Raw genomic sequence first — 22797 nt, 5'->3', positions numbered from 1 at the left:
CGCGGGACCGGCGCGGTCCGGGGCCGTGGGCCCCGGACCGCGCCGGTCCTTTTCCGGAGACGCCGCGTCAGACCGCGCCGCGCGCGAGCTCCCAGAGCTGGAGGTCCGCCGAGGAGTTGACGGCCCACTCCACACCGGTCAGCTCGTCGAGCGAGGCGACGTACTGCTTGCCCTGCCAGACGGGGAGCACGGGGACGTCGGTGGCAACGATGTCCTGGAGCTTCTCGAAGGCCGGCGACGCGGCGCTGCGGTCCGCCTCGCGACGGGACTGCGGGATGAGCGTCTTCTGCGCCTCGGTCGACTTGTACGGCGAGTTGAGGAAGTTGCCCTCGTCGAGGAACGGCGCGATGTAGGTGTCCGGGTCCGGGAAGTCGGGGAACCAGCCCATGCCGAAGACCGCGTACTCACCCTTCTTCTGGGCGGGACGGTACTTGTCCCAGGGGGTTCCCTTGACGTCGACGTCGAACAGCTTGGACGCGTTGAGCTGCTTCGCCAGGGTCTCGTACTCGGCCTTGGTGGCGGGGCCGTAGTGGTCGGTCGTGTAGTGCAGGGTGAACTTGACCGGGGTGTTGATGCCGGCCTTCTCCAGGGTCCGCGCGGCCCCGGCGACACTCGGCTCGCCGTACTTGTTGAAGAACGAGTTGGTGTGGCTGGTGATGCCGGACGGGATCAGCGAGTAGAGCGGCTCGGCAGTGCTGCCGTACACCTTGTTCGCGATGGCGCCGCGGTCGATGACCTGCGCGACGGCCTGGCGTACGGCCTTGTCCTCCACCGCGGGGTCCTCGGTGTTGAACGCCATGTAGCTGATGGCCAGGCCGGGCATCTCGGTGAGCTTGATGCCCTCCTTGGGCTCCGCCAGCAGGTCCTGGGCCTGCTCGGGCGACATGGTGCGCGTCATCATGTCGATCTTCTTGTCGTCGAGCGCCTTCCCCATCGCGTCCGCGTCGGGGAAGAGGTTCAGCTCGACCTTGTTGTTGCGGATCTTCAGGTCGCCCTTGTACTTCGGGTTCTTGGTGAAGACGACCTTGACGATGCGATCGTCCTTGACCTCGGGCTTCATGGTGTACGGGCCCGACCCGTCGATCTGGAAGCCGTCGCGGGGGGTCTTCGCCCCGTACTTGTCCTTCTGGACGATGCCGGCGGGCGGCGTGGCGAGCTTGTACGGGAAGGTCGCGTCCGGGGTGCTCAGGTGGAAGACGATCTCCTTCTCACCCTTGGTCTCGATCGTGTCGATGTTGGCGAAGAGGGCGGAGGGGCCGCTCTCGTCCTTGATGTCGAGGACCCGCTGGATGGAGTACTTCACGTCCTCCGGGGTGACGGGGGTGCCGTCGGCGAAGGTGAGACCGTCGCGCAGCGTGCAGCGGTAGCTCTCGTTCTCCATGTCCGTGAAGGTGCAGCTCTCGGCCGCCTCGGGCACGGGCTCGCCGCCGCCTCGCGGTATGTGCGTGAGGGTCTGCACGGTCTGGCGGAGCAGGTTCCACACACCCGCCTCGTAGCCGATGGCCGGGTCGAGCGGGGCCGGGTTGTCCTTCGAGGCGATGAACTGGTCCGTCGTCCCGACGACGATGGCATCGCCCCCGTCGTCCGACCCGCCGCAGGCGGCGAGAACGGGTGCGAGCAGGCCCACCACGGCCGGCAGCACCAGCGTCTTACGGTTCATCTGGACGATCTCCCTCATTCCGTCATGTGAGAAAACCGAGATTAGTAGGCGCCGCAGGACGGCTTGACCGGTGCGGATCCGCCCCGTATCCACTCGGTGATCACCGATGACGGGTTGTCCATGTCACCGCCGGGAATGTTTCGTACACGTCTTAATGAATGCGGACGTAAGGGTTCCCGAAACGGGCACGCCGATCGGTCCCGGGAAACCCGCGGACATCACGTCGAGTGACGAACGTCACGCCCGGACCGGAATGACCGCATTGACATGGACCTGATTCACGGGGTGAGCGAAAGCAGGGAACTGACAGAGTTGGCACCGGAGTTCTTGTCACCTGCCGACTAGAACACCCTCGGTGGGCGGGTCGTCACTCGTCCGCGACCAGGCCTCGCAGGAAGGCGAGATCCACCTGTTCCAGGGAGGAGACGACGGCGCGCCCCGGCGCGGGGGCGATCGACGCCACGGAGGGCACCGCGACCACGCGGCAGCCCGCCGCCTCGGCCGCGGCGACGCCCGTCGCGGTGTCCTCGACGACCGCGCAGCGCCAGGGGTCCGCCCCGAAGCCGGCAGCCGCGGCGAGGTAGGGCTCGGGGTGGGGCTTGGTGCGGGCCACCTCGTCGCCCGCGACCGTGAGCGCGAAGTGCTGAGGACCCAGGGAGTCCAGGACCCGGTCGATGATCCGCCGGTGCGAGGCGGACACCAGGGCGGTGGGTACCTCGTGCGCGGCGAGTTCGGCGAGCAGCCGGGCCGCGCCCGGCATCAGCGGCACACCGCGGCCGATGCGCTTCTCGAAGCGGTCGTTGAGCAGCACGGTCAGTTCCTCGATGGCGATGTCGGCGCCGGTGACCTCGATGAGGTAGCCGGCACTGCGGGTCATCGGCCCGCCGACGACCACGTCACGCCAGGCCTCGTCCAGCCGGTGACCGAGGTCGGCGAAGACCTCCGCCTCCACGTCCCACCAGAGCCCCTCGGTGTCGACCAGTGTGCCGTCCATGTCGAGGAGGACGGCTTGGAGCGCCGACCCTTCTGCCGTACGGGTCAGGGACGCGGGGACCGTACTGGTCATCCGGCACACCTCCATGAGGGACGAGAAGGCCGGCCGCCTTCCCGTGGGAACGGCGACCGGCCTGCACTGGACCGACCATTCTACGACGCGTCGCCGCGCCGCGCGCGGAGTCCCGCGTGACCGCGCGTCGAACTTCCGGCTACCGTGCGTTGAAGTACTTCGCCTCCGGGTGGTGGATGACGATGGCGTCCGTGGACTGTTCGGGATGCAGCTGGAACTCCTCGGAGAGCTTCACCCCGATCCGCTCGGGCTCCAGGAGGGCGGCGATCTTCGCCCGGTCCTCCAGGTCCGGGCAGGCCCCGTAGCCCAGCGAGAAGCGCGCCCCGCGGTACTTGAGCGCGAACATGTCCTCGACGTCGGACGGGTCCTCGCCGGCGAACCCGAGCTCGCTGCGGACCCGGGCGTGCCAGTACTCGGCGAGTGCCTCGGCGAGCTGCACGGAGAGCCCGTGCAGCTCCAGGTAGTCGCGGTAGGAGTTCGCCTCGAACAGCTCGGCGGTGGCCCCGCCGATCTTCGATCCGACGGTGACGACCTGGAGACCGATCACGTCGGTCTCCCCGGACTCCTCGGGGCGGAAGAAGTCCGCGAGGCAGAGGCGGCGGCCGCGACGCTGGCGCGGGAAGGTGAAGCGGGTGCGCTCGGAACCGTCCTCGTGCAGCAGGATCAGGTCGTCGCCCTTGGAGACGCAGGGGAAGTAGCCGTAGACGACGGCGGCCTCCAGCAGGTTCTCGGTGTGCAGCTTGTCGAGCCAGCCGCGCAGGTGCGGACGGCCCTCGCGCTCCACCAGCTCCTCGTACGTCGGCCCGTCGCCGGCCCGGGCCTGCTTGAGGCCCCACTGGCCCTTGAAGAGTGCTCCCTCGTCAAGCCAGGAGGCGTACTCCTTGAGCTGGATGCCCTTGATGACGCGGGTGCCCCAGAAGGGCGGCTCCGGGACCGGATTGGTGACGGAGACGTCGGAGCGCACGCCCTCCTCGGGCTCCACGGCCTCCGCGACGGGGGTGTCCCGCTTGGGCACCCTGCGCTGCTTCAGTTCGGGGAGGGCGGCGCCGGGGACACCGCGCTTGACCGCGACGAGGGCGTCCATCAGCCGGAGCCCCTCGAAGGCGTCGCGGGCGTAACGGACCTCGCCCTCGTAGATCTCGTGGAGGTCCTGTTCGACGTAGGCACGGGTCAGGGCCGCCCCGCCGAGGATCACCGGGTAGTCGGCCGCCAGCTTGCGCTGGTTCAGCTCCTCCAGGTTCTCCTTCATGATCACGGTGGACTTCACCAGGAGGCCCGACATGCCGATGACATCGGCGCGGTGCTCCTGGGCGGCGTCCAGGATCGCGGAGACGGGCTGCTTGATGCCCAGGTTGACCACGTTGAAGCCGTTGTTGGACAGGATGATGTCGACGAGGTTCTTGCCGATGTCGTGGACGTCGCCGCGGACCGTGGCCAGCACGATGGTGCCCTTGCCCTCGGCGTCGGTCTTCTCCATGTGCGGTTCGAGGTGCGCCACCGCGGACTTCATGACCTCGGCGGACTGGAGCACGAAGGGAAGCTGCATCTGGCCGGAGCCGAACAGTTCGCCCACGACCTTCATGCCGGCCAGCAGCGTGTCGTTGACGATCTCCAGCGCGGGTGTGGTCAGCAGCGCCTCGTCGAGGTCCGCCTCCAGCCCGTTCTTCTCGCCGTCGATGATGCGGCGCTGGAGCCGCTCGTCCAGCGGCAGGGCGAGGAGCTCCTCGGCCTTGCCCTGCTTCATCGACTTCATGTTGACGCCCTCGAAGAGCTCCATGAGCCGCTGGAGGGGGTCGTAGCCCTCCTCCCGGCGGTCGTGGATGAGGTCGAGGGCGACCTTGACCTGCTCCTCCTCCAGCCGGGCGATCGGGAGGATCTTGGAGGCGTGGACGATGGCGGAGTCCAGGCCGGCCTTCACGCACTCGTCGAGGAAGACGGAGTTCAGGACGACGCGGGCGGCGGGGTTCAGGCCGAAGGAGATGTTGGACAGGCCCAGCGTGGTCTGGACGTCGGGGCGGCGCCGCTTCAGCTCGCGGATGGCGCCGATGGTGGCGATCCCGTCCTTGCGGGACTCCTCCTGACCGGTACAGATGGTGAAGGTCAGGCAGTCGATGAGGATGTCCGACTCGCGGATGCCCCAGTTGGTGGTGAGGTCCTCGATGAGCCGCTCGGCGATGGCGACCTTGTGCTCGACGGTGCGGGCCTGGCCCTCCTCGTCGATGGTCAGCGCGATGAGCGCGGCGCCGTGCTCGGCGGCGAGCCCGGCGACCTTCGCGAAGCGGGACTCGGGACCGTCGCCGTCCTCGTAGTTGACGGAGTTCAGTACGGCGCGTCCGCCCAGCTTCTCCAGGCCTGCGCGCAGGACGGGGACCTCGGTGGAGTCGAGGACGATCGGCAGGGTCGAGGCGGTGGCGAAACGGCCGGCCAGTTCCTCCATGTCGGCGACGCCGTCGCGCCCCACGTAGTCGACGCAGAGGTCGAGCATGTGGGCGCCTTCGCGGATCTGGTCCCGGGCCATCTCCACGCAGTCGTCCCAGCGGGCGTCGAGCATGGCCTCGCGGAACTTCTTGGATCCGTTGGCGTTCGTACGTTCGCCGATCGCGAGGTACGAGGTGTCCTGCCGGAACGGGATGGTCTGGTAGAGCGACGCGGCACCCGGCTCGGGGCGGGGGTCGCGCGTCGACAGCGCGGCGCCGCGGACCCGCTCGACGAGCCGGCGCAGGTGTTCCGGCGTCGTACCGCAGCAGCCGCCCACGAGGGAGAGGCCGTACTCCTGGACGAAGGTCTCCTGGGCGTCGGCCAGGCCCTCGGCGTCGAGCGGGAAGTGCGCGCCGTCCTTGGTGAGCACGGGCAGCCCGGCGTTCGGCATGCAGAGCAGCGGGATGCGGGAGTGGCGCGTGAGGTAGCGCAGGTGCTCGCTCATCTCGGCGGGGCCGGTCGAGCAGTTGAGCCCGATCATGTCGACGCCGAGGGGTTCGAGCGCGGTCAGCGCCGCGCCGATCTCGGAGCCCAGCAGCATGGTGCCGGTCGTCTCGAAGGCCAGGGAGCAGAGCACCAGGAGGTCGCTGCCCATGGCCTCCAGGGCCCGCCGCGCGCCGAGCACGGCGGCCTTGGTCTGCAGGAGGTCCTGGGTGGTCTCGATGATGAGCGCGTCGGCGCCGCCCGCGATCAGGCCCTCGGCGTTCTGCTGGAAACCGTCGCGCAGGACCGTGTAGGGGGCGTGCCCCAGCGTCGGGAGCTTGGTGCCGGGGCCGATGGAGCCGAGCACCCAGCGCTGCTGCCCGGTGGACTCGGTGAACCGGTCGGCGGTCTCGCGGGCGATGCGCGCGCCGGCCTCGGACAGCTCGTGGATCCGGCCGGGGATGTCGTACTCGCCGAGGGCGGAGGCGTTGGCTCCGAACGTGTTGGTCTCGACGCAGTCCACGCCGACCGCGAAGTACTCCTCGTGGACCGACCGGACGATGTCGGGGCGCGTGACGTTCAGGATCTCGTTGCAGCCTTCGAGGTTCTCGAAGTCCTCAAGGGTGGGGTCCTGGGCCTGGAGCATGGTGCCCATGGCACCGTCGGCCACCACCACCCGGGTGGCGAGCGCCTCACGGAGCGCTGCGGCTCGGGTCCGGCTGTCAGCTGAGGGGGTCGGCAACGAGGCCATGGATGTTCTCCCTGGGATGCGACGGCTGTCGGCTTTGCGCCCTTCTGTGGAGGGGGCACGCGGCCAGCGTAGCCGGGACGCGCCCGGGCCGGTCGTCGTGTCCCACGGGGCGGACTGCATGCTGTGCGGTGAAACGGACCCTCGGCGGGTGGCGCATAATGTTCGCGCCACCGGACAGAGGTCGACATCGACCGATAGTGTTCAGCATTGTCGAACCGAGGTGGAGGAGTACGGCGCGATGGCCAAGAACATCCAGTCGCTCGAGCGGGCAGCGGCGATGCTGCGTCTGCTGGCCGGCGGCGAGCGCCGGCTGGGCCTGTCCGACATCGCGTCCTCACTGGGGCTGGCCAAAGGCACCGCGCACGGGATCCTGCGCACCCTCCAGCTCGAGGGCTTCGTCGAGCAGGACCCCGCGTCCGGCCGCTACCAGCTGGGCGCCGAGCTGCTGCGTCTGGGCAACAGTTATCTCGACGTGCACGAGCTGCGGGCCCGCGCGCTGGTGTGGACCGACGACCTGGCCCGCTCCAGCGGCGAGAGCGTGCACCTGGGCGTGCTGCACCAGCGCGGCGTCCTGATCGTCCACCACGTCTTCCGGCCCGACGACAGCCGCCAGGTCCTGGAGGTCGGTGCGATGCAGCCGCTGCACTCCACCGCCCTGGGCAAGGTCATCGCGGCCTACGACCCGGTCGCCCACAGCGAGGCCACCGAGGTGGAACTGCGGCCCTTCACCCCGCGCACGGTCACGGGCGGGGCGGAGTTCGAGTCGCTGCTCGACCTGATCCGGGCGCAGGGCTGGGCCGCCGACGTGGAGGAGACGTGGGAGGGCGTGGCGGCGGTGGCCGCCCCCATCCACGACCGGCGCAGGATGCCGGTCGGCGCCGTGGCCGTGACGGGGGCCGTGGAACGCGTCTGCGCGGGCGGCGAGCTGCGCCCGGAACTCGTCGCCGCCGTGCGCGACTGCGCCCGCGCCGTCTCCCGGGACCTGGGCGCCGGACGCTTCTGACCACCCCCGCGACGTCGGTAACGATCGAGTCGCGTGTCACACACCCCTTGACGCACTCTTCATCGGGGAGAAACATTGCCGTTCACCGGTCGGCATTGCCGAACACTTAACGGCAATACGCGTTAGAGTGTGACAGTGCCGAGGGCCGGTCAAGCCCGGCAGGTGAGGTGCCCGTACCGAACGAGTACCCACCTCGGGTGCGATCCACCGGAGGGACCCGGTGTTTCGCCTTCCCCTGGACGAAGGACAAAGGAGTCACGGGTGTCCAGCTCCGACATCTTCATCGGCGAGACCATCGGTACCGCCGTACTCGTACTGCTCGGCGGTGGTGTCTGTGCCGCCGTCACACTGAGGCGTTCCAAGGCGCACAACGCCGGCTGGCTGGCCATCACCTTCGGGTGGGGCTTCGCCGTGCTGACCGGCGCCTACATAGCCTCCGGCGTGTCCGGCGCCCATCTCAATCCGGCGGTCACGATCGGCCTGGCGATCCAGGGCGGCACCGCGTGGAGCGACGTGCCGCTGTACCTCGCCTCCGAACTGTTCGGCGCGATCATCGGCGCGGTGCTCGTCTGGGCCGTCTACTACGGACAGTTCCACGCGCACCTCACCGACCCCGAGGTCGTGAAGGACCAGCCGGCCGAGGAGGGCATGGTCGACCAGACCGCCGCTCCGAAGGCGGGCCCCGTCCTCGGCGTCTTCAGCACGGGCCCGGAGATCCGCAACGGCGTGCAGAACGTCGTCACGGAGATCATCGCCACGTTCGTGCTCGTCCTGGCGATCCTCACGCAGGGCCTCAACGACGACGGCAACGGCCTCGGTGCCCTCGGTGTGCTGATCACCGCGCTGGTGGTCGTCGGGATCGGTCTGTCGCTCGGCGGCCCGACCGGTTACGCGATCAACCCGGTGCGTGACCTCGGACCCCGCATCGTGCACGCGTTGCTGCCGCTTCCGAACAAGGGCGGGTCGGACTGGGGCTACGCCTGGGTACCGGTGGTAGGACCGCTCATCGGGGCCGCACTCGCCGGCGGGCTCTACAACCTCGCCTTCGCCTGAGCCACACCCGCACCTCACACAGACCTCCGGGAGCCAACCGTGACCGACGCACACACCACCGGCCCGTTCATCGCGGCCATCGACCAGGGCACCACGTCCAGCCGCTGCATCGTCTTCGACAAGGACGGCCGGATCGTCTCCGTCGACCAGAAGGAGCACGAGCAGATCTTCCCCAAGCCCGGCTGGGTCGAGCACGACGCGGCCGAGATCTGGGAGAACGTCCAGGAAGTCGTCGCCGGGGCCATCGTCAAGGCCGGCATCACCTCCGCCGACGTCAAGGCGATCGGCATCACCAACCAGCGTGAGACCACGCTGCTGTGGGACAAGAACACCGGTGAGCCCGTCCACAACGCCCTCGTCTGGCAGGACACCCGCACCGACGCGCTCTGCAAGGAGCTCGGCCGCAACGTCGGCCAGGACCGCTTCCGCCGCGAGACCGGCCTGCCGCTCGCGTCGTACTTCGCCGGCCCCAAGGTCCGCTGGCTGCTCGACAACGTCGAAGGGCTGCGCGAGCGCGCCGAGCGGGGCGACATCCTCTTCGGCACCATGGACTCCTGGGTCATCTGGAACCTGACCGGCGGCACCGACGGCGGCGTCCACGTCACCGACGTCACCAACGCCTCGCGCACCCTCCTGATGAACCTGCACACGATGCAGTGGGACGACAAGATCGTCCAGTCCCTGGAGATCCCGCCCTCCGTCCTGCCCGAGATCCGGTCCTCCGCCGAGGTCTACGGCAACGCCAAGGGCGGCGTCCTCGACGGCGTCCCGGTGGCCTCCGCGCTCGGCGACCAGCAGGCCGCGCTGTTCGGCCAGACCTGTTTCGCGCAGGGCGAGGCCAAGTCCACGTACGGCACCGGCACCTTCATGCTCATGAACACCGGCCACACCCCGGTGAACTCGTACAACGGGCTGCTGACGACCGTCGGATACCAGATCGGCGACCAGAAGCCGGTCTACGCCCTCGAGGGGTCCATCGCCGTCACCGGTTCGCTGGTCCAGTGGATGCGCGACCAGATGGGCCTGATCAAGTCCGCGGCCGAGATCGAGACGCTCGCCTCCTCCGTCGAGGACAACGGCGGCGCGTACTTCGTGCCCGCGTTCTCCGGCCTGTTCGCCCCGTACTGGCGTCCCGACGCCCGCGGTGTGATCGCCGGACTCACCCGGTACGTCACCAAGGCGCACATCGCCCGTGCCGTGCTCGAGGCCACCGCATGGCAGACCCGCGAGATCAGCGACGCCATGACCAAGGACTCCGGCGTCGAACTGACCGCGCTCAAGGTCGACGGCGGCATGACCTCCAACAACCTGCTGATGCAGACGCTCTCCGACTTCCTGGACGCGCCCGTGGTGCGCCCCATGGTCGCCGAGACCACCTGCCTCGGCGCCGCCTACGCCGCCGGTCTCGCCGTCGGCTTCTGGCCGGACACCGACGCGCTGCGCGCCAACTGGCGCCGCGCCGCCGAGTGGACACCCCGCATGGCCGCGGACACCCGCGACCGCGAGTACAAGAGCTGGCTCAAGGCCGTCGAACGGACCATGGGCTGGATCGAGGACGAAGAGAGCTGAGGAGCAATCACATGACCACCCTGCAGAGCGTCCCCGCCCTCGGGACGCATCCGGCCTCCGGCTCCCTCCCGAGCCGCGCCGAGACCCGGGAGCAGCTGTCCAAGGCGACGTACGACCTCCTGGTGATCGGCGGCGGCATCCTGGGCATCTCCACCGCCTGGCATGCCGCGCAGTCCGGGCTGCGGGTGGCCCTGGTGGACGCCGGCGACTTCGCCGGCGCCACCTCCTCCGCGTCCTCCAAGCTGCTCCACGGCGGTCTGCGCTACCTCCAGACCGGCGCGGTGAAGCTGGTCGCGGAGAACCACTTCGAGCGGCGCGCGGTGTCCCGTCAGGTCGCCCCACACCTGGCCAACCCGCTCACCTTCTACCTGCCCGTCTACAAGGGCGGGCCGCACGGCGCGGCCAAGCTCGGCGCGGGTGTCTTCGCCTACTCGGCGCTGTCCGCGTTCGGTGACGGCGTCGGCCACGTGATCAGCCCGGCCCGGGCACAGCGTGACGTGCCGGAACTGCGTACGGACAACCTGAAGGCCGTCGCGGTCTACGGCGACGACCAGATGAACGACGCCCGGATGGCGCTGATGACGGTACGCGCGGCTGTGGACGCGGGCGCCGTCGTCCTCAACCACGCCGCGGTGACCGGCCTGCGGTTCACCAAGGGCCGGGTCACCGGTGCCGAGCTGGAGGACCGTCAGGACGGTACGGAGTTCGGCGTGGACGCCCGTCTCGTGCTGAACGCCACCGGCCCGTGGGTCGACCACCTGCGGAAGCTGGAGGACCCGAACGCGGCTCCCTCCATACGTCTGTCCAAGGGCGCCCACCTCGTGCTCAAGCGCACCCGGCCCTGGAAGGCCGCGCTGGCGACGCCGATCGACAAGTACCGCATCACGTTCGCCCTGCCGTGGGAGGACATGCTGCTGCTCGGTACGACGGACGAGGAGTACGAGGGTGACCCGGCCGACGTCGCGGTCACCGAGAAGGACACGGCGCAGATCCTCGACGAGGCGGCGTTCTCGGTCCGGGACCAGCAGCTCTCCCGCGACCTGATCACCTACTCCTTCGCTGGACTCCGGGTGCTGCCCGGTGGTCCCGGGAACACCTCGAAGGCCAAGCGCGAGACGGTCGTGACCGAGGGCCGCGGCGGGATGCTGTCGGTGGCGGGCGGCAAGTGGACGACGTTCCGCCACATCGGCCGCACGGTGATGAACAAGCTGGCCGAACTGCCCGGCCACCCCCTCGGCGAGGACATGGAGCCGATGGCGCGGCTGCCCAGGAAGCTGCCGCTGCCCGGTATCGCCAACCCGAACGCGGTCGCGCACCGGCTGCTGGTCGACGGCGGTACGCCGGGGCCGCGGATGTCCGCCGACACGGCACGGCACCTCGCGACCCACTACGGCTCCCTGTCGTTCGACATCGCGCGGCTGGCGAACGAGAACCCGGCCCTCGGCGAGCGCATCCACCCCGACGCCCCGGAGATCTGGGCGCAGGTGGCGTACGCGCGCGACCGCGAGTGGGCCGAGACGGCGGACGACGTGCTGCGCCGCCGGACGACGCTGACGATCCGGGGCCTCGCGACCGACGACGTCCGGTCCAAGGTCGAGGACATGCTGGCCGAAGGCCGCTGACGGCGGCGGCACACGGCGACAGGGGCGGCCTCCCGGCGGGAGGCCGCCCCTGTCGGCCGTGCGGGCGGTCTCCGCGGCAGGGCCGCGCTCCGGGAACGACCGGGACCTCCCGGCCCCCCGGCCGTCCGCCTCCCGTCCTGGCCGCATAATGAGGGCATACATCGGATGTCTTGTGCGCGAGGAGGCCCTGCATGGCCGTCACCGACGAAGCGATCGAGAGAATCAAGGGAATGATCGTCTCGGGTGCGCTGGCTCCCGGGGACCGGCTTCCCAAGGAGAGCGAGCTCGCCGCCGAGCTGGGCCTTTCGCGGAACTCGCTGCGCGAGGCGGTGCGCGCGCTGTCGCTGATCCGGATCCTCGACGTCCGTCAGGGCGACGGCACCTACGTCACCAGCCTGGACCCCCAACTCCTCCTGGAGGCGCTCAGCTTCGTGGTGGACTTCCACCGCGACGACACCGTGCTGGAGTTCTTCGCGGTCCGCAGGATCCTGGAGCCGGCGGCCACGGCGATGGCGGCGCTGCGCATCGGGGAGGAACAGCTGGACGCGCTGGGCGCCCAGCTGGACGCGCTGGGCCCCGATCCCTCGGTGGAGGCGCTGGTCGCCGGCGACCTGGAGTTCCACCGGGGCATCGCCCGGCACTCCGGCAACTCGGTGCTCTGCTCCCTCCTCGACGGCCTGTCCGGACCGACCACCCGCGCCAGGGTGTGGCGCGGGCTGACCCAGGAGGACGCGGTCGGCCGGACGCTGCGCGAGCACCGGGCCATTCTGGCCGCGATGCGGGACCGGGACGCCGAGGCGGCCCGGTCCTGGGCGACGGTGCACGTGGCGAGTGTGGAGCAGTGGCTGCGTTCGACCCTGTGAGCCGCGCTCAGCCCCGCGGAGAAGCGGGACGCAGGCGCAGGCCCTGCATCCCCCCGTCGACGGCGAGCGCGGTGCCGGTGACGGACGCGGCCGCCGGGCTCGCGAGATAGAGGACCGCGGCGGCCACCTCGTCGGCGGACACCAGCCGCCCCAGCGGCTGACGGGCGTCGAGCGCGGCACGCTCCGCGGCCGGGTCCTCGGCCTGCCCGAGCAGCCGGCCGATCCAGGGGGTGTCCGCGGTGCCGGGGTTGACGCAGTTCACCCTGATCCCCTCACGGACGTGGTCGGCCGCCATCGCGAGGGTGAGGGAGAGCACGGCGCCCTTGCTCGCGCTGTAGAGCGCGCGTTGCGGCAGCCCGGCGGTGGCGGCGATGGAGCAGGTCTGGGTGATCGACACGGCGCCGGGCCGGGCGGCGGCGGCCCTGCGCAGATGGGGCAGCGCGTGGCGGGCGGTGCGGACCATGCCGAGCACGTTGAGGTCCAGTACGCGGGTCCACTCCTCGTCGGCGTTGTCCTCGACGGTGCCGATCGAGCCGATCCCCGCGTTGGAGACCACCGTGTGCAGGCCGCCCAGTCCGGCGGCCGCCCGCTCGACGGCGTCGCGTACGGCGTCGTCGTCCGTCACGTCGGCGCGAAGGGCGAGGCAGCCCGCGGGAGCGCCCTCCGGATCGAGGTCGAGCACCGCGACGCGCGCCCCGCGGGTGAGCAGCTGGGCGGCCACGGCGGCCCCGATACCGGACGCGCCCCCTGTCACCAGGGCGGACAGTCCCTCGAAATCCCGTGCGCCGGTCATCGGCCCGTCTCCTCGTGTGTGCGGCGGGCCTGCCAGACGGGGCCCTGCGGGTAGCGGTGTCCGGCGATCGAGGCGGGGAGCATCCGGGCCGAGAAGCCCGGTGCGCGGGGGGCGACGTAGTGGCCGTCCTCGACGACGGCGGGGTCGGCGAAGTGCTCGTGGAGGTGGTCGACGTACTCGATGACGCGGTCCTCGCGGCTGCCGGACACCGCGACGTAGTCGAACATCGACAGATGCTGCACCAGCTCGCACAGTCCGACGCCACCGGCGTGGGGGCAGACCGGGACGCCGTACTTGGCCGCGAGCAGCAGGACAGCGAGGTTCTCGTTCACCCCGGCGACCCGTGCGGCGTCGATCTGGACGAAGTCGACCGCGCCGGCCTGGAGCAGCTGCTTGAACACGACCCTGTTGGCGACGTGCTCGCCGGTGGCGACCTTGACCGGCTGCCCGGCCCGCACGGCTGCGTGGCCGAGCACGTCGTCGGGACTGGTCGGTTCCTCGATCCAGTACGGGTCGTAGGGGGCGAGCGCCTTCATCCACTCCACCGCGTCGGCCACGTCCCATCGCTGGTTGGCGTCGACGGCGATCCGGATGCCGGGGCCGACCGCCCGGCGGGCGACCGCCAGCCTGCGGACGTCGTCGTCCAGGTCGGCGCCGACCTTGAGCTTGATCTGGGTGAAGCCGTCCGCGACGGCCTCCTCGGCCAGGCGCACGAGCTTGTCGTCGTCGTATCCCAGCCAGCCGGGTGAGGTGGTGTACGCGGGATAGCCCTCGGCGAGGAGCCGCTCGGTGCGCTCGGCCCTGCCGGGCTCCGCGGCACGGAGGATGCCGAGCGCCTCCTGCGGGGTGAGCGCGTCCGTGAGGTGGCGGAAGTCGACGAGGGAGACGAGCTCCTCGGGTGTCATCCCGGCGAGGAACCGCCAGACGGGCTTCCCCGCGAGTTTCGCCGCGAGGTCCCAGGCGGCGTTGACCACGGCTCCGGCCGCCATGTGCATCACGCCCTTCTCCGGGCCGAGCCAGCGCAGCTGGGAGTCGTGCGTGAGCGTGCGGTACAGGGCGGCGAGGCCGGTCGCGTCACGCGGGACGGGGCGACCCACCACGTAGGGGCGGAGCGCTCTGATGGCCGCGGCCATGACATCGTTGCCACGCCCGATGGTGAAGCAGAACCCGTGCCCTTCCTCGCCCGCGCCGCCCGGTCCGCCACCGTCGGCGCGCAGGACGACGTAGGCGGCGGAGTAGTCGGGATCGGGGTTCATGGCGTCCGAGCCGTCCAGGTGTTCCGAGGTGGGAAACCGGATGTCCTCGACCTCGAAATCCATGACGGTCAGACTCATGTGCGCCCCCAGGGGAATAACATCGGATCTCTCTGTGGTCATCCGATGTATAAACCCTATCGAGCCTCACAGTCCAGGGGCGGGAGGAATCTCGATCACTTCCGGCCTGGCACAGCTCGGATGAATCAAGCGGTTGCACGGTTCATCTCCGCACGCAAACGGGCTGCGTCGGAGCAGGGCGGAACCCGTAAGGTTGGTCCGTACACAAGGGAACTTCGGAAGGAGGCCTGGGTGATCGAGCTCGAGGGGGTACCCGAGCTGATCGACCCGGTCATGGTGGCCGCGTTCGAGGGCTGGAACGACGCCGGGGACGCCGCCTCCACCGCGGTGGCGCATCTGGACCGGGAGTGGAAGGGCGAGGTCTTCGCGGCGCTCGACGCCGAGGACTACTACGACTTCCAGGTCAACCGGCCCACGGTCTGGATGGACGGCGGGACCCGCAAGATCACTTGGCCCACCACGCGGCTCTCCGTGGTCCGGGTCGGCGGCGAGAAGCCCCGTGACCTGGTGCTGATCCGTGGCATCGAACCCTCCATGCGCTGGCGTTCGTACTGCAACGAGATCCTGGGCTTCGCCCATGAGCTGGGCGTCGAGATGGTGGTCGTCCTGGGGGCGCTGCTCGGCGACACCCCGCACACCCGCCCCGTCCCGGTCAGCGGCGTCACGTCGGATCCGGACCTGGCGCGGACCATGGACCTGGAGGAGACCAGGTACGAGGGCCCGACCGGCATCGTGGGCATCCTCCAGGAGGCCTGCACGCACGCGGGCGTGCCCGCGGTCAGCCTGTGGGCGGCGGTCCCGCACTACGTGTCGCAGCCGCCGAACCCGAAGGCGACGCTCGCGCTCCTGAACCGCCTGGAGGATCTGCTCGGTCTGCGGATCCCGCTGGGCGAGCTGCCCGAGGACGCCCGCGCCTGGCAGCTCGGGGTCGACCAGCTGGCCGCCGAGGACAGCGAGGTCGCGGAGTACGTGCAGACGCTGGAGGAGGCGCGGGACACCGCCGAGCTGCCCGAGGCGTCCGGCGAGGCCATCGCCCGCGAGTTCGAGCGTTATCTGCGGCGCAGGGACGTCGGCGGTCCCGGCCAGGCGCCGGGCGGCCATGCCACGGAGAGCGGTGACATGCCCTACCTGCGGGACACCTCCGGCGGACGTACGCGGCCGCCGAAGCCGCAGCGCCCGGAGAAGGGCCGTCCCAAGGACGGCGACGGCGGCGACCCGCCCGAGGACCCGCCGGCCACCGGCCCGGACGGGAGCGCCTCGGACGACTGACACCGCACACGGGTACGGAACGGCCCCGGACTTCGCGATCTCTCGCGAAGTCCGGGGCCGTCGGTGTGTCCGTGGGTCAGAGCGCGACGCCGAGCAGGGCGTCGACGGTGCGGGAGACGAGGCCGGGTGCCCCCTCGTCCGTGCCGCCGCCGGAGGTCTGGAGCTCGGCCCAGCGGTCCACGGCGGCGAGTGCGGCCGGGGTGTCGAGGTCGTCGGCCAGGGCCTCCCGGACCTCCTCGACCAGGGCGTCGGCGGAGAGTCCGTCCGGGCGGGAGACGGCGGCACGCCACCGGGCGAGACGCTCGACCGCGTCGGCGAGCACCTGGTCGGTCCACTCCCAGTCGGACCGGTAGTGGTGCGCGAGCAGGGTGAGCCGGATGGCGGCAGGGTCCACGTCGGCCCGGCGCAGCGCCGAGACGAAGACGAGGTTGCCCTTGGACTTGGACATCTTCTCGCCGTCGAGGCCGACCATGCCGGCGTGCACGTAGGCCTTGGCGAACGGGTGCTCGCCGGTCAGCACCTGCGCGTGCGAGGCGCCCATCTCGTGGTGCGGGAAGGCCAGGTCGGAACCGCCGCCCTGGACGTCGAAGGTCATGCCCAGGTGGTCCAGGGCGATGGCGACGCACTCGATGTGCCAGCCGGGCCTGCCGCGGCCGAGGGAGCCGCCGTCCCAGCTCGGCTCGCCCTCACGGGCGGCCATCCAGAGCATCGGGTCGAGCGGGTTCTTCTTGCCGGGGCGCTCCGGGTCGCCGCCGCGCTCGGCGGAGAGCAGCCGCATGGCCTCGGCGTCGAGGTTCGAGACCTCACCGAAGTGCGGGTCGCTCTCCACGGAGAAGTACACGTCGCCGTCGAGTTCGTAGGCGGCGCCCGCGTCCCGGAGGCGTTCCACGAGCGGGACGATGCCGGGTATCGCCTCGACCGCCCCGATGTAGTGCTTCGGGGGGAGCATGCGCAGAGCGGTCATGTCCTCCCGGAACAGGGCGGTCTCGCGCTCCGCGAGCTCGGTCCAGTCCTCGCCGTCGCGCACGGCCCGCTCCAGCAGCGGATCGTCCACGTCGGTCACGTTCTGGACGTAGTGGACCTGCCGCTTGGTGTCGAGCCACACGCGCTGGACGAGGTCGAACGCGTTGTAGGTCGCCGCATGACCCATGTGGGTCGCGTCGTACGGCGTGATGCCGCAGACGTAGATGCGGGCGACGGGACCGGGGTCAAGGGTGATCCGTCCGCCGGTCGCGGTGTCGTGGATCCGAAGGTCGCGGCCCTTGCCAGGCAGGGCGGGGACCTCAGAAGCGGGCCAGGCATGCATGACATGAGCGTAACCGGACGATGCTTCCGGATACGAACCGGATGGCAGATCATGGCCGAGGAGGCGGTCTTGCGCCCGGGGCCGCGATGCTCTATCAGCCGGTGCCCGACCGGTCGCGGCCCACGCCTGCGGGCGGACCAAACAGGTGCCGGGACCGTGGTGTCACACGGGCGGCCACGGGATCGGCGGCCACTCACCGCTCGGCTGCGGGTGCCGGCCGGAGGTGCGAAGACCCTCCACCCGGACGCGCAGGGCGTCGAGTTCCGCCGCCGTGATCAGTTCGGCCAACCGGGTGGTGAGCTCCGCGCCCGGTTCCAGGGCGGTGGACAGCCGGTCGAGCACCTCGGCGGCCTCGGGGGTCAGAGGTTCGCCCGCCCATCCCCAGAGCAGCGTCCGCAGTTTGTCGTCGGCGTTGAACGTGACGCCGTGGTCGATGCCGTACAGCCGTCCACCGGGGGCGGGCAGCAGGTGCCCGCCCTTGCGGTCACCGTTGTTGATCACCGCGTCCAGCACGGCCAGCCGGCGCAGGCGGGGATCGTCGGCGTGCACCAGCAGGGCCGTCCGCCCCTCCCCCACCTCGGCGAATCCGACGGCCTTCCAGCCCTCTCCCGGCTCGTCGTCCTCGACCAGGGCGAGCAGGGGCGGCAGTCCGCCGGCGTTGTCCGCCCCTTCCTCCGCTTCCTCCGCCTCGATCCACAGCTGGCACATCCCCTCGCCGTAGGGGCCCTCCCGCAGCACCGTGGGAGGCACGAGACCCCAGCCGGTGGCCTCGGAGATCTCGTACGCGGCGACCTCGCGCCGGGCGAGGGTGCCGTCGGGGAAGTCCCACAGCGGCTGCTCACCGGCGACCGGCTTGTAGACGCAGGTCCGTTCCTCGCCCTCGTGGGCGACCGTGCAGTACAGCACCGCGTTGGAGGCGCCCCGGACCTGGCCGAGGACCGTGAGTTCCCCCTCCGTGAGCAGGGTGCGCAGCCCGGCCTCCGTCAGGCCCCGCGACGGTATCCGTTCTGGCGCGGGCATACGTGTCCTTCCGGATCGAGGGGGAGGCTGCACAGCGGGCAGGGCGGACGGCCTGCGTTGACGACGTCGAGCGCGCGCTTGGCGAAGGCCCTGGCCTGGGCTCCGCTCAGGCGGACCCGCAGCATCGGCGGGCCGTTCTCCTCGTCCTGCAGAAGCCTTTCCTCGGCTTCCGCGAGGTCGTCCTCGGAGTCGGCGTCCAGTTCGACGAGTGCCTGCGCCTCGACGATCATGCGCTGCTCCTCGCCGTCCCAGGCGAGCGCCATCGTGCCGACCCGGAACTCCTCCTCGACGGGGGCGTCGAGCGGCGCGGTGTCGGCGACGTCCGTAGGGGCGACGGCGGGCACCGGCGAGTTTCCGCCGGTCCGCCGCACGACCTCGTCGAGGAGTTCGTCGATCCGTTCGGCCAACGCGGCGACCTGCGTCTTCTCCAGGGCCACGCTCGTGACCCGGCCCCGCGAGGATGCCTGCAGGAAAAACGTACGGCGGCCAGGCAGCCCGACCGTACCGGCCACGAAACGGTCCGGCGGGTCGTACAGGAACACCTGACGGGACACGTCCTGCTCCCTTGAGAATGAGATGGCGGATGGGGGCTGCCCCCGGGGCCCCGCGAGAGGTCCCGCAAGGGGTCTACGGCGCGTCCACCCTACTGCGCCGAGCGATCACGGTGCCCCAGCGCCGCCCCCTACGGCCGCGTCCGTCCCCGTGTCCCCCGCCGCGTCGGCCCCGATGGCCTGTTCACGCGGTGCCAGGGACGCGAAATCGCCGGTGTCGCCGAGGCGGAGGAGGAACGGGCGCAGCCGCGTGTAGCGGATCGCGGTGACGGAGCACGGGTCGGCCTGGATGCGCTGGAAGAGGTCGAGGTGCATCCCGAGCGCGTCCGCGACCAGGGCCTTGATGATGTCGCCGTGCGAGCACATCACGTAGGCCGCGTCCTCGCCGTGGTCCGCCTCGATGCGGGCGTTCCAGTCCCGCACGGCTTCCACGGCCCGGGCCTGCATGGCCCGCATGGACTCACCGTCCGGGAAGGCGGCGGCCGAGGGGTGCTGCTGGACGACCTTCATCAGCGGCTCGTCGGAGAGCTCGGCGAGTTTGCGCCCCGACCACGTGCCGTAGTCGCACTCGCTGATGCGGTCCTCGGTGTGCAGTGCGAGGCCGGGGCGGGCGTCCAGCAGCGGCTGGAGGGTCTCGCGGCAGCGCTGCAGCGGGCTGCTGACGGCCGCCGCGAAGGTGAGGGCCGACAGCCGGCCGGGGAGTGCGGCGGCCTGTGCGGCGCCGCGTTCGTCGAGGGAGACGCCGGGGGTCCGGCCCGCGAGCACTCCGGAGGTGTTGGCGGTCGAGCGTCCGTGGCGTACGAGGATGAGCGTGGGCATACCTGCCAGCGTAGAGGTGCGTGAAGGCCTCGCGGCAGGGAACAATGCGCGGGTGATCGTCGACTGCGGAATTTACCGGGACGGGCGCCGGACCGAGGGTCCCGCCGACTTCTCCGATGCCCTCGACGAGGCACGTGCCACCGGGGACGCCTTCGTCTGGATCGGGTTGCACGAGCCGACGGAGAAGGAGTTCGACCTGGTCAGCAGTGAGTTCGCGCTGCATCCGCTCGCGGTCGAGGACGCCCTGCGCGCGCATCAGCGGCCCAAGCTGGAGATCTACGACGACTCCCTGTTCGTCGTGATCAAGCCGGTGGTCTACGAGCCGACGAGCGACACCGTGAGCGCCGGCGAGCTGATGCTGTTCATAGGGGACTCCTTCGTGGTGACGGTGCGGCACGGCGAGGGCGCGCCCCTGGCCGCGGTGCGCAGCCGCCTGGAGGCGGAGCCGGAGGTACTCCGGCACGGGCCGACGTCGGTGCTGTACGCGGTCAGCGACGCGGTGGTGGACCACTACATCGAGGTCGCGGCCGAGCTCCAGATCGACCTGGAGGAGCTGGAGGCCCAGGTCTTCGCCCCGACCGGGTCGGCGGACTCGAAGAACACGGCGGCGAGCATCTACACCTTCAAGCGGCAGGTGCTCGAGTTCCGCCGGGCGACCAATCCGCTGGGAGCACCCATGGCGCGGCTGTCGAGCGCGGGTGTGCCCTTCGTCGACGACGGGTCCCAGCCGTTCTTCCGGGACGTGAACGACCATCTGACGCGTGCCGTCGAGCACGTGGAGGGGCTCGACCGGCTGCTCTCGGACATCCTGTCGGCCCATCTGGCGCAGGTCGGCGTCCGGCAGAACGACGACATGCGGAAGATCTCGGCGTGGGCCGCCATGGCCGCCGTGCCGACCATGGTGGCCGGGATCTACGGCATGAACTTCGAGCACATGCCGGAGCTGGACTGGGTGTGGACGTACCCGGCGGTGATCGTGCTGATGGGGGTCGCGGTCGCCGGGCTGTACCGCCTGTTCAAGCGCCGCGGCTGGATGTAGGCGCGGGCGTCTCAGGCGTACTCGGTCTCGGGCACGGGCGGGCCGCCCAGCGCGTCGCGCAGCGCGGGCTGTTCCAGGCTGACCATGCGCCGCCAGCCCACCACCCGCTCGTAGGCGTACATCGCGTGGATCCCCGCGGCCAGCGCGGCGGCCTTGGCGCGCGGCCAGCGCAGCACGCCGCCCATGTGGCTCATCACGGCGAGACTGACGTCGCGGTACACCCGGATCTCTGCGCGGGCGCACTCACGCAGGACGTGCTGGATCGTCCGGCCGTGTCCGGCCCGGGCGAAGCGGAGGAGCTCCTCGTGGCAGTAGGCGAGGTGGTTGTCCTCGTCCCGGGAGATCATCCTGACGGCCCGGCCGAGGACGGGGTGTCCGGCGAAGTGCTTGAGGAGGAGACGCATCTGTTCGGACGCCCGCTGCTCGGTGACCCGGCTGTGGGCCAGGTAGACGATGACGTCCCGTTCGGTGAGCGGCTCCTCACGGCTCAGCCGCTCGTGGGCCAGGCCGATGCCCCGGCGCTCCAGCAGCAGGGTGTAGTCGGTCTCGTACGGCACCGCCACCGGCTGGAGTCCCCGCTGCTTCAGCAGGGCGTTGAAGATCCGGCCGTGCTTGTCCTCGTCGGCACCGTGCCGGGCGGCCTTGGGGGCCAGCTCCCGCAGGCCCGGCGGCAGGAGTGCGGCGATGCGGCCGTTCTCCCACCCGCCCTGCGCCTCCCCGCCGGCAGCGATCGAGCAGAACAGCCGGAACGACTCGTCGTCGTCGAGGATCTCCTGGAACAGACTCTTGGTCGAGAGCATCACTGCCACCTTTCGCACCGGTGTCCGCAGAGCGACAGTCAAATTCGGTACGCGCGGGTAGGCAACACGAGCGGGGAGCCGGCAGGGCCGAACGGGGTGCCGCACGGCCGCGGGGCCGGCGTCCGGGCGTCCGGGGAGGGCCCGGGGCGTAACCCTGAGGGGCTTTCCCGCGTTGCACCCCGTGACGGCCGTGGCGGGGAGGACCCCCGAGCCCCCACCACGGCCGTAGTGCTGGACCCTCCCTGCGCCTAGGCCGCGAGGCCGGAGCGCTCCAGGGCGTCGGTACCGGCGCGCAGGGCCGCGAGCCGCTCGTCGAGGGTGAAGCCCGCCGGGGCGAGGGTGAGGGTCGTGACACCCGCCGCCGCGTACGCCTGCATCCGGTCGGCGATCCGGTCGACCGAGCCGAGCAGCGTGGTCTCGTCGATGAGCTGGTGCGGCACGGCCGCCGCCGCGCCCGCCTTGTCACCGGCCAGGTACTTGTCCTGGATCTCGGCGGCCTCCTTCTCGTACCCCATGCGCCGGGCGAGCTGGTTGTAGAAGTTCTGCTTGCGGCTGCCCATGCCGCCGACGTAGAGCGCGGTGTACGGGCGGAACATGTCGGCCAGGCCGGGGATGTCGTCGCCGACCGCCAGCGGCAGGGTGGGGCAGACGTCGAAGCCGTCCATCGTCTTCCCGGCCTTCTCGCGCCCCGCCCGCAGGTGCTTCACCGCGGTCTCCTCCAGGTGGGCGGCGGAGGGGAAGATCAGGAGGGCGCCGTCGGCGATCTCGCCGGTCTGCTCGAGGTTCTTGGGGCCGATCGCGGCGATGTAGAGCGGGATGTGCTCGCGCTGCGGGTGGACGGTCAGCTTGATGGGCTTGCCGGGGCCGTCGGGCAGCGGCAGCGTCCAGTGCTCCCCCTCGTAGGACAGCCGCTCGCGGGACATCGCCCGGCGCACGATCTCGACGTACTCGCGGGTCCGGGCCAGCGGCTTGTCGAACTTGACGCCGTACCACCCCTCGGAGACCTGGGGTCCCGAGACGCCGAGGCCGAGGCGGAAGCGGCCACCGGAGAGCGAGTCGAGGGTGGCCGCGGTCATGGCCGTCATGGCGGGCTGACGGGCCGGGATCTGCATGATCGCGGAGCCCACGTCGATGGACTCGGTCCGGGCGGCGACCCAGGCGAGCACGGTCGGCACGTCGGAGCCGTACGCCTCGGCCGCCCAGCAGACGTCGTAGCCGAGCCGGTCGGCCTCCTGGGCGACGGCGAGGTTGTCGCCGTCCATGCCCGCACCCCAGTAACCGAGATTGATGCCGAGCCGCATACCCACACTCCCTCTACTGATCAGTAACGTTCCTGTGCCGGGGACTCTAGCGCGGGGCGCCGGAATCCGGCAGGCTC

Annotated in this window: 18 protein-coding genes; 7 read left to right on the top strand and 11 right to left on the bottom strand. The window is 70.8% G+C overall.

The genetic code is table 11. From position 1 onward, the window contains the following. Positions 1-67 precede the first annotated feature (67 nt). From IA22_RS0124285 to metH, 3 genes are all read right to left on the bottom strand, one after another. Positions 68-1660 (bottom strand): ABC transporter substrate-binding protein, encoded by a 1593-nt coding sequence (locus IA22_RS0124285; RefSeq protein ID WP_014157189.1) that lies wholly within the window; start codon positions 1658-1660, stop codon positions 68-70. A 367-nt stretch (positions 1661-2027) separates the two neighbouring features. Then, complete coding sequence (locus tag IA22_RS0124280) at positions 2028-2726, bottom strand: HAD family hydrolase (RefSeq protein WP_014157188.1); 699 nt, start codon at positions 2724-2726, stop codon at positions 2028-2030. Between the two features lie 139 nt (positions 2727-2865). Further along, the gene (gene metH, locus IA22_RS0124275; protein WP_014157187.1) at positions 2866-6378 is read right to left on the bottom strand and encodes a methionine synthase; all 3513 of its coding nucleotides are present in this window, start codon (positions 6376-6378) and stop codon (positions 2866-2868) included. Positions 6379-6616: 238 nt separating this feature from the next. Between metH and IA22_RS0124270 the strand changes: the two genes are divergently transcribed. The 5 genes from IA22_RS0124270 to IA22_RS0124250 all read left to right on the top strand — a co-directional run bounded on the left by IA22_RS0124270 (position 6617) and on the right by IA22_RS0124250 (position 12488). Next, complete coding sequence (locus IA22_RS0124270; RefSeq protein WP_014157186.1) at positions 6617-7381, top strand: IclR family transcriptional regulator; 765 nt, start codon at positions 6617-6619, stop codon at positions 7379-7381. A 261-nt stretch (positions 7382-7642) separates the two neighbouring features. Beyond that, a complete protein-coding gene (locus IA22_RS0124265) occupies positions 7643-8434 on the top strand; it encodes an MIP/aquaporin family protein (RefSeq protein ID WP_014157185.1) in 792 nt (263 codons plus the stop codon). A 39-nt stretch (positions 8435-8473) separates the two neighbouring features. Then, positions 8474-10003: a glycerol kinase GlpK gene (gene glpK / locus IA22_RS0124260; protein ID WP_030124829.1), complete on the top strand. Its 1530-nt coding sequence runs from the start codon at positions 8474-8476 to the stop codon at positions 10001-10003. A gap of 11 nt (positions 10004-10014) precedes the next feature. Beyond that, positions 10015-11625, top strand: a complete 1611-nt coding sequence (locus IA22_RS0124255) for a glycerol-3-phosphate dehydrogenase/oxidase (RefSeq protein ID WP_014157183.1) — start codon at positions 10015-10017, stop codon at positions 11623-11625. Between the two features lie 191 nt (positions 11626-11816). Beyond that, positions 11817-12488 carry a FadR/GntR family transcriptional regulator gene (locus tag IA22_RS0124250; RefSeq protein WP_014157182.1) on the top strand — a complete coding sequence of 224 codons (672 nt, stop codon included), beginning with the start codon at positions 11817-11819 and terminating at the stop codon, positions 12486-12488. A gap of 7 nt (positions 12489-12495) precedes the next feature. Here IA22_RS0124250 and IA22_RS0124245 read toward each other — a convergent pair whose 3' ends face one another. Further along, the gene (locus IA22_RS0124245; protein WP_030124828.1) at positions 12496-13281 is read right to left on the bottom strand and encodes an SDR family NAD(P)-dependent oxidoreductase; all 786 of its coding nucleotides are present in this window, start codon (positions 13279-13281) and stop codon (positions 12496-12498) included. Continuing rightward, a complete protein-coding gene (locus tag IA22_RS0124240; RefSeq protein ID WP_030124827.1) occupies positions 13278-14615 on the bottom strand; it encodes an enolase C-terminal domain-like protein in 1338 nt (445 codons plus the stop codon). The genes IA22_RS0124245 and IA22_RS0124240 overlap by 4 nt, the downstream gene beginning before the upstream one ends. 231 nt (positions 14616-14846) lie before the next feature. Here IA22_RS0124240 and IA22_RS0124235 point away from each other — a divergent pair, with 231 nt between their 5' ends. Continuing rightward, positions 14847-15884: a PAC2 family protein gene (locus IA22_RS0124235; RefSeq protein WP_014157179.1), complete on the top strand. Its 1038-nt coding sequence runs from the start codon at positions 14847-14849 to the stop codon at positions 15882-15884. Between the two features lie 76 nt (positions 15885-15960). Here the strand turns inward: IA22_RS0124235 and mshC are convergent, their stop codons facing one another. The 4 genes from mshC to IA22_RS0124215 all read right to left on the bottom strand — a co-directional run bounded on the left by mshC (position 15961) and on the right by IA22_RS0124215 (position 19580). Further along, positions 15961-17190: a cysteine--1-D-myo-inosityl 2-amino-2-deoxy-alpha-D-glucopyranoside ligase gene (gene mshC, locus IA22_RS0124230; protein ID WP_014157178.1), complete on the bottom strand. Its 1230-nt coding sequence runs from the start codon at positions 17188-17190 to the stop codon at positions 15961-15963. A 162-nt stretch (positions 17191-17352) separates the two neighbouring features. Then, a complete protein-coding gene (locus IA22_RS0124225) occupies positions 17353-18210 on the bottom strand; it encodes an SCO1664 family protein (RefSeq protein ID WP_015576508.1) in 858 nt (285 codons plus the stop codon). Further along, on the bottom strand, positions 18174-18764 hold the full coding sequence (locus tag IA22_RS0124220) for a DUF3090 domain-containing protein (protein WP_014157176.1): 591 nt from the start codon (positions 18762-18764) through the stop codon (positions 18174-18176). Before IA22_RS0124220 ends, IA22_RS0124225 begins: the two co-directional genes overlap by 37 nt. 105 nt (positions 18765-18869) lie before the next feature. Further along, the gene (locus tag IA22_RS0124215; protein ID WP_030124825.1) at positions 18870-19580 is read right to left on the bottom strand and encodes a histidine phosphatase family protein; all 711 of its coding nucleotides are present in this window, start codon (positions 19578-19580) and stop codon (positions 18870-18872) included. A gap of 52 nt (positions 19581-19632) precedes the next feature. On the opposite strand from IA22_RS0124215, the gene corA reads away from it, so the two are divergent. Beyond that, entirely contained in the window at positions 19633-20619 is a 987-nt protein-coding gene (gene corA / locus IA22_RS0124210; protein ID WP_015576510.1) for a magnesium/cobalt transporter CorA, read from the top strand. An 11-nt stretch (positions 20620-20630) separates the two neighbouring features. On the opposite strand, the gene IA22_RS0124205 is transcribed toward corA, so the two are convergent. Both IA22_RS0124205 and IA22_RS0124200 read right to left on the bottom strand, forming a co-directional pair. Further along, the gene (locus IA22_RS0124205) at positions 20631-21419 is read right to left on the bottom strand and encodes a hypothetical protein (protein ID WP_015576511.1); all 789 of its coding nucleotides are present in this window, start codon (positions 21417-21419) and stop codon (positions 20631-20633) included. A 248-nt stretch (positions 21420-21667) separates the two neighbouring features. Then, positions 21668-22720, bottom strand: coding sequence for an LLM class F420-dependent oxidoreductase (locus IA22_RS0124200; RefSeq protein ID WP_014157172.1), 1053 nt, complete (start codon positions 22718-22720; stop codon positions 21668-21670). Positions 22721-22797 lie beyond the last annotated feature (77 nt).

This window comes from Kitasatospora papulosa, assembly GCF_000717245.1.
GTDB lineage: Bacteria > Actinomycetota > Actinomycetes > Streptomycetales > Streptomycetaceae > Streptomyces > Streptomyces papulosus.
The sequence above is the reverse complement of the archived record's forward strand: the minus strand, read 5'-3'. Positions and strand labels throughout refer to the sequence as shown.

What these genes read in the sequence shown, in the direction of transcription:
- IA22_RS0124215 (WP_030124825.1), bottom strand. Translation starts at nt 19,580, where the DNA reads ATGCCCACGCTCATCCTCGTACGCCACGGACGCTCGACCGCCAACACC.
- metH (WP_014157187.1), bottom strand. Translation starts at nt 6,378, where the DNA reads ATGGCCTCGTTGCCGACCCCCTCAGCTGACAGCCGGACCCGAGCCGCA.
- IA22_RS0124245 (WP_030124828.1), bottom strand. Translation starts at nt 13,281, where the DNA reads ATGACCGGCGCACGGGATTTCGAGGGACTGTCCGCCCTGGTGACAGGG.
- IA22_RS0124285 (WP_014157189.1), bottom strand. Translation starts at nt 1,660, where the DNA reads ATGAACCGTAAGACGCTGGTGCTGCCGGCCGTGGTGGGCCTGCTCGCA.
- IA22_RS0124200 (WP_014157172.1), bottom strand. Translation starts at nt 22,720, where the DNA reads ATGCGGCTCGGCATCAATCTCGGTTACTGGGGTGCGGGCATGGACGGC.
- IA22_RS0124255 (WP_014157183.1), top strand. Translation starts at nt 10,015, where the DNA reads ATGACCACCCTGCAGAGCGTCCCCGCCCTCGGGACGCATCCGGCCTCC.
- IA22_RS0124280 (WP_014157188.1), bottom strand. Translation starts at nt 2,726, where the DNA reads ATGACCAGTACGGTCCCCGCGTCCCTGACCCGTACGGCAGAAGGGTCG.
- IA22_RS0124225 (WP_015576508.1), bottom strand. Translation starts at nt 18,210, where the DNA reads ATGCCCGCGCCAGAACGGATACCGTCGCGGGGCCTGACGGAGGCCGGG.
- IA22_RS0124270 (WP_014157186.1), top strand. Translation starts at nt 6,617, where the DNA reads ATGGCCAAGAACATCCAGTCGCTCGAGCGGGCAGCGGCGATGCTGCGT.
- IA22_RS0124205 (WP_015576511.1), bottom strand. Translation starts at nt 21,419, where the DNA reads ATGCTCTCGACCAAGAGTCTGTTCCAGGAGATCCTCGACGACGACGAG.
- mshC (WP_014157178.1), bottom strand. Translation starts at nt 17,190, where the DNA reads ATGCATGCCTGGCCCGCTTCTGAGGTCCCCGCCCTGCCTGGCAAGGGC.
- IA22_RS0124250 (WP_014157182.1), top strand. Translation starts at nt 11,817, where the DNA reads ATGGCCGTCACCGACGAAGCGATCGAGAGAATCAAGGGAATGATCGTC.
- IA22_RS0124240 (WP_030124827.1), bottom strand. Translation starts at nt 14,615, where the DNA reads ATGAGTCTGACCGTCATGGATTTCGAGGTCGAGGACATCCGGTTTCCC.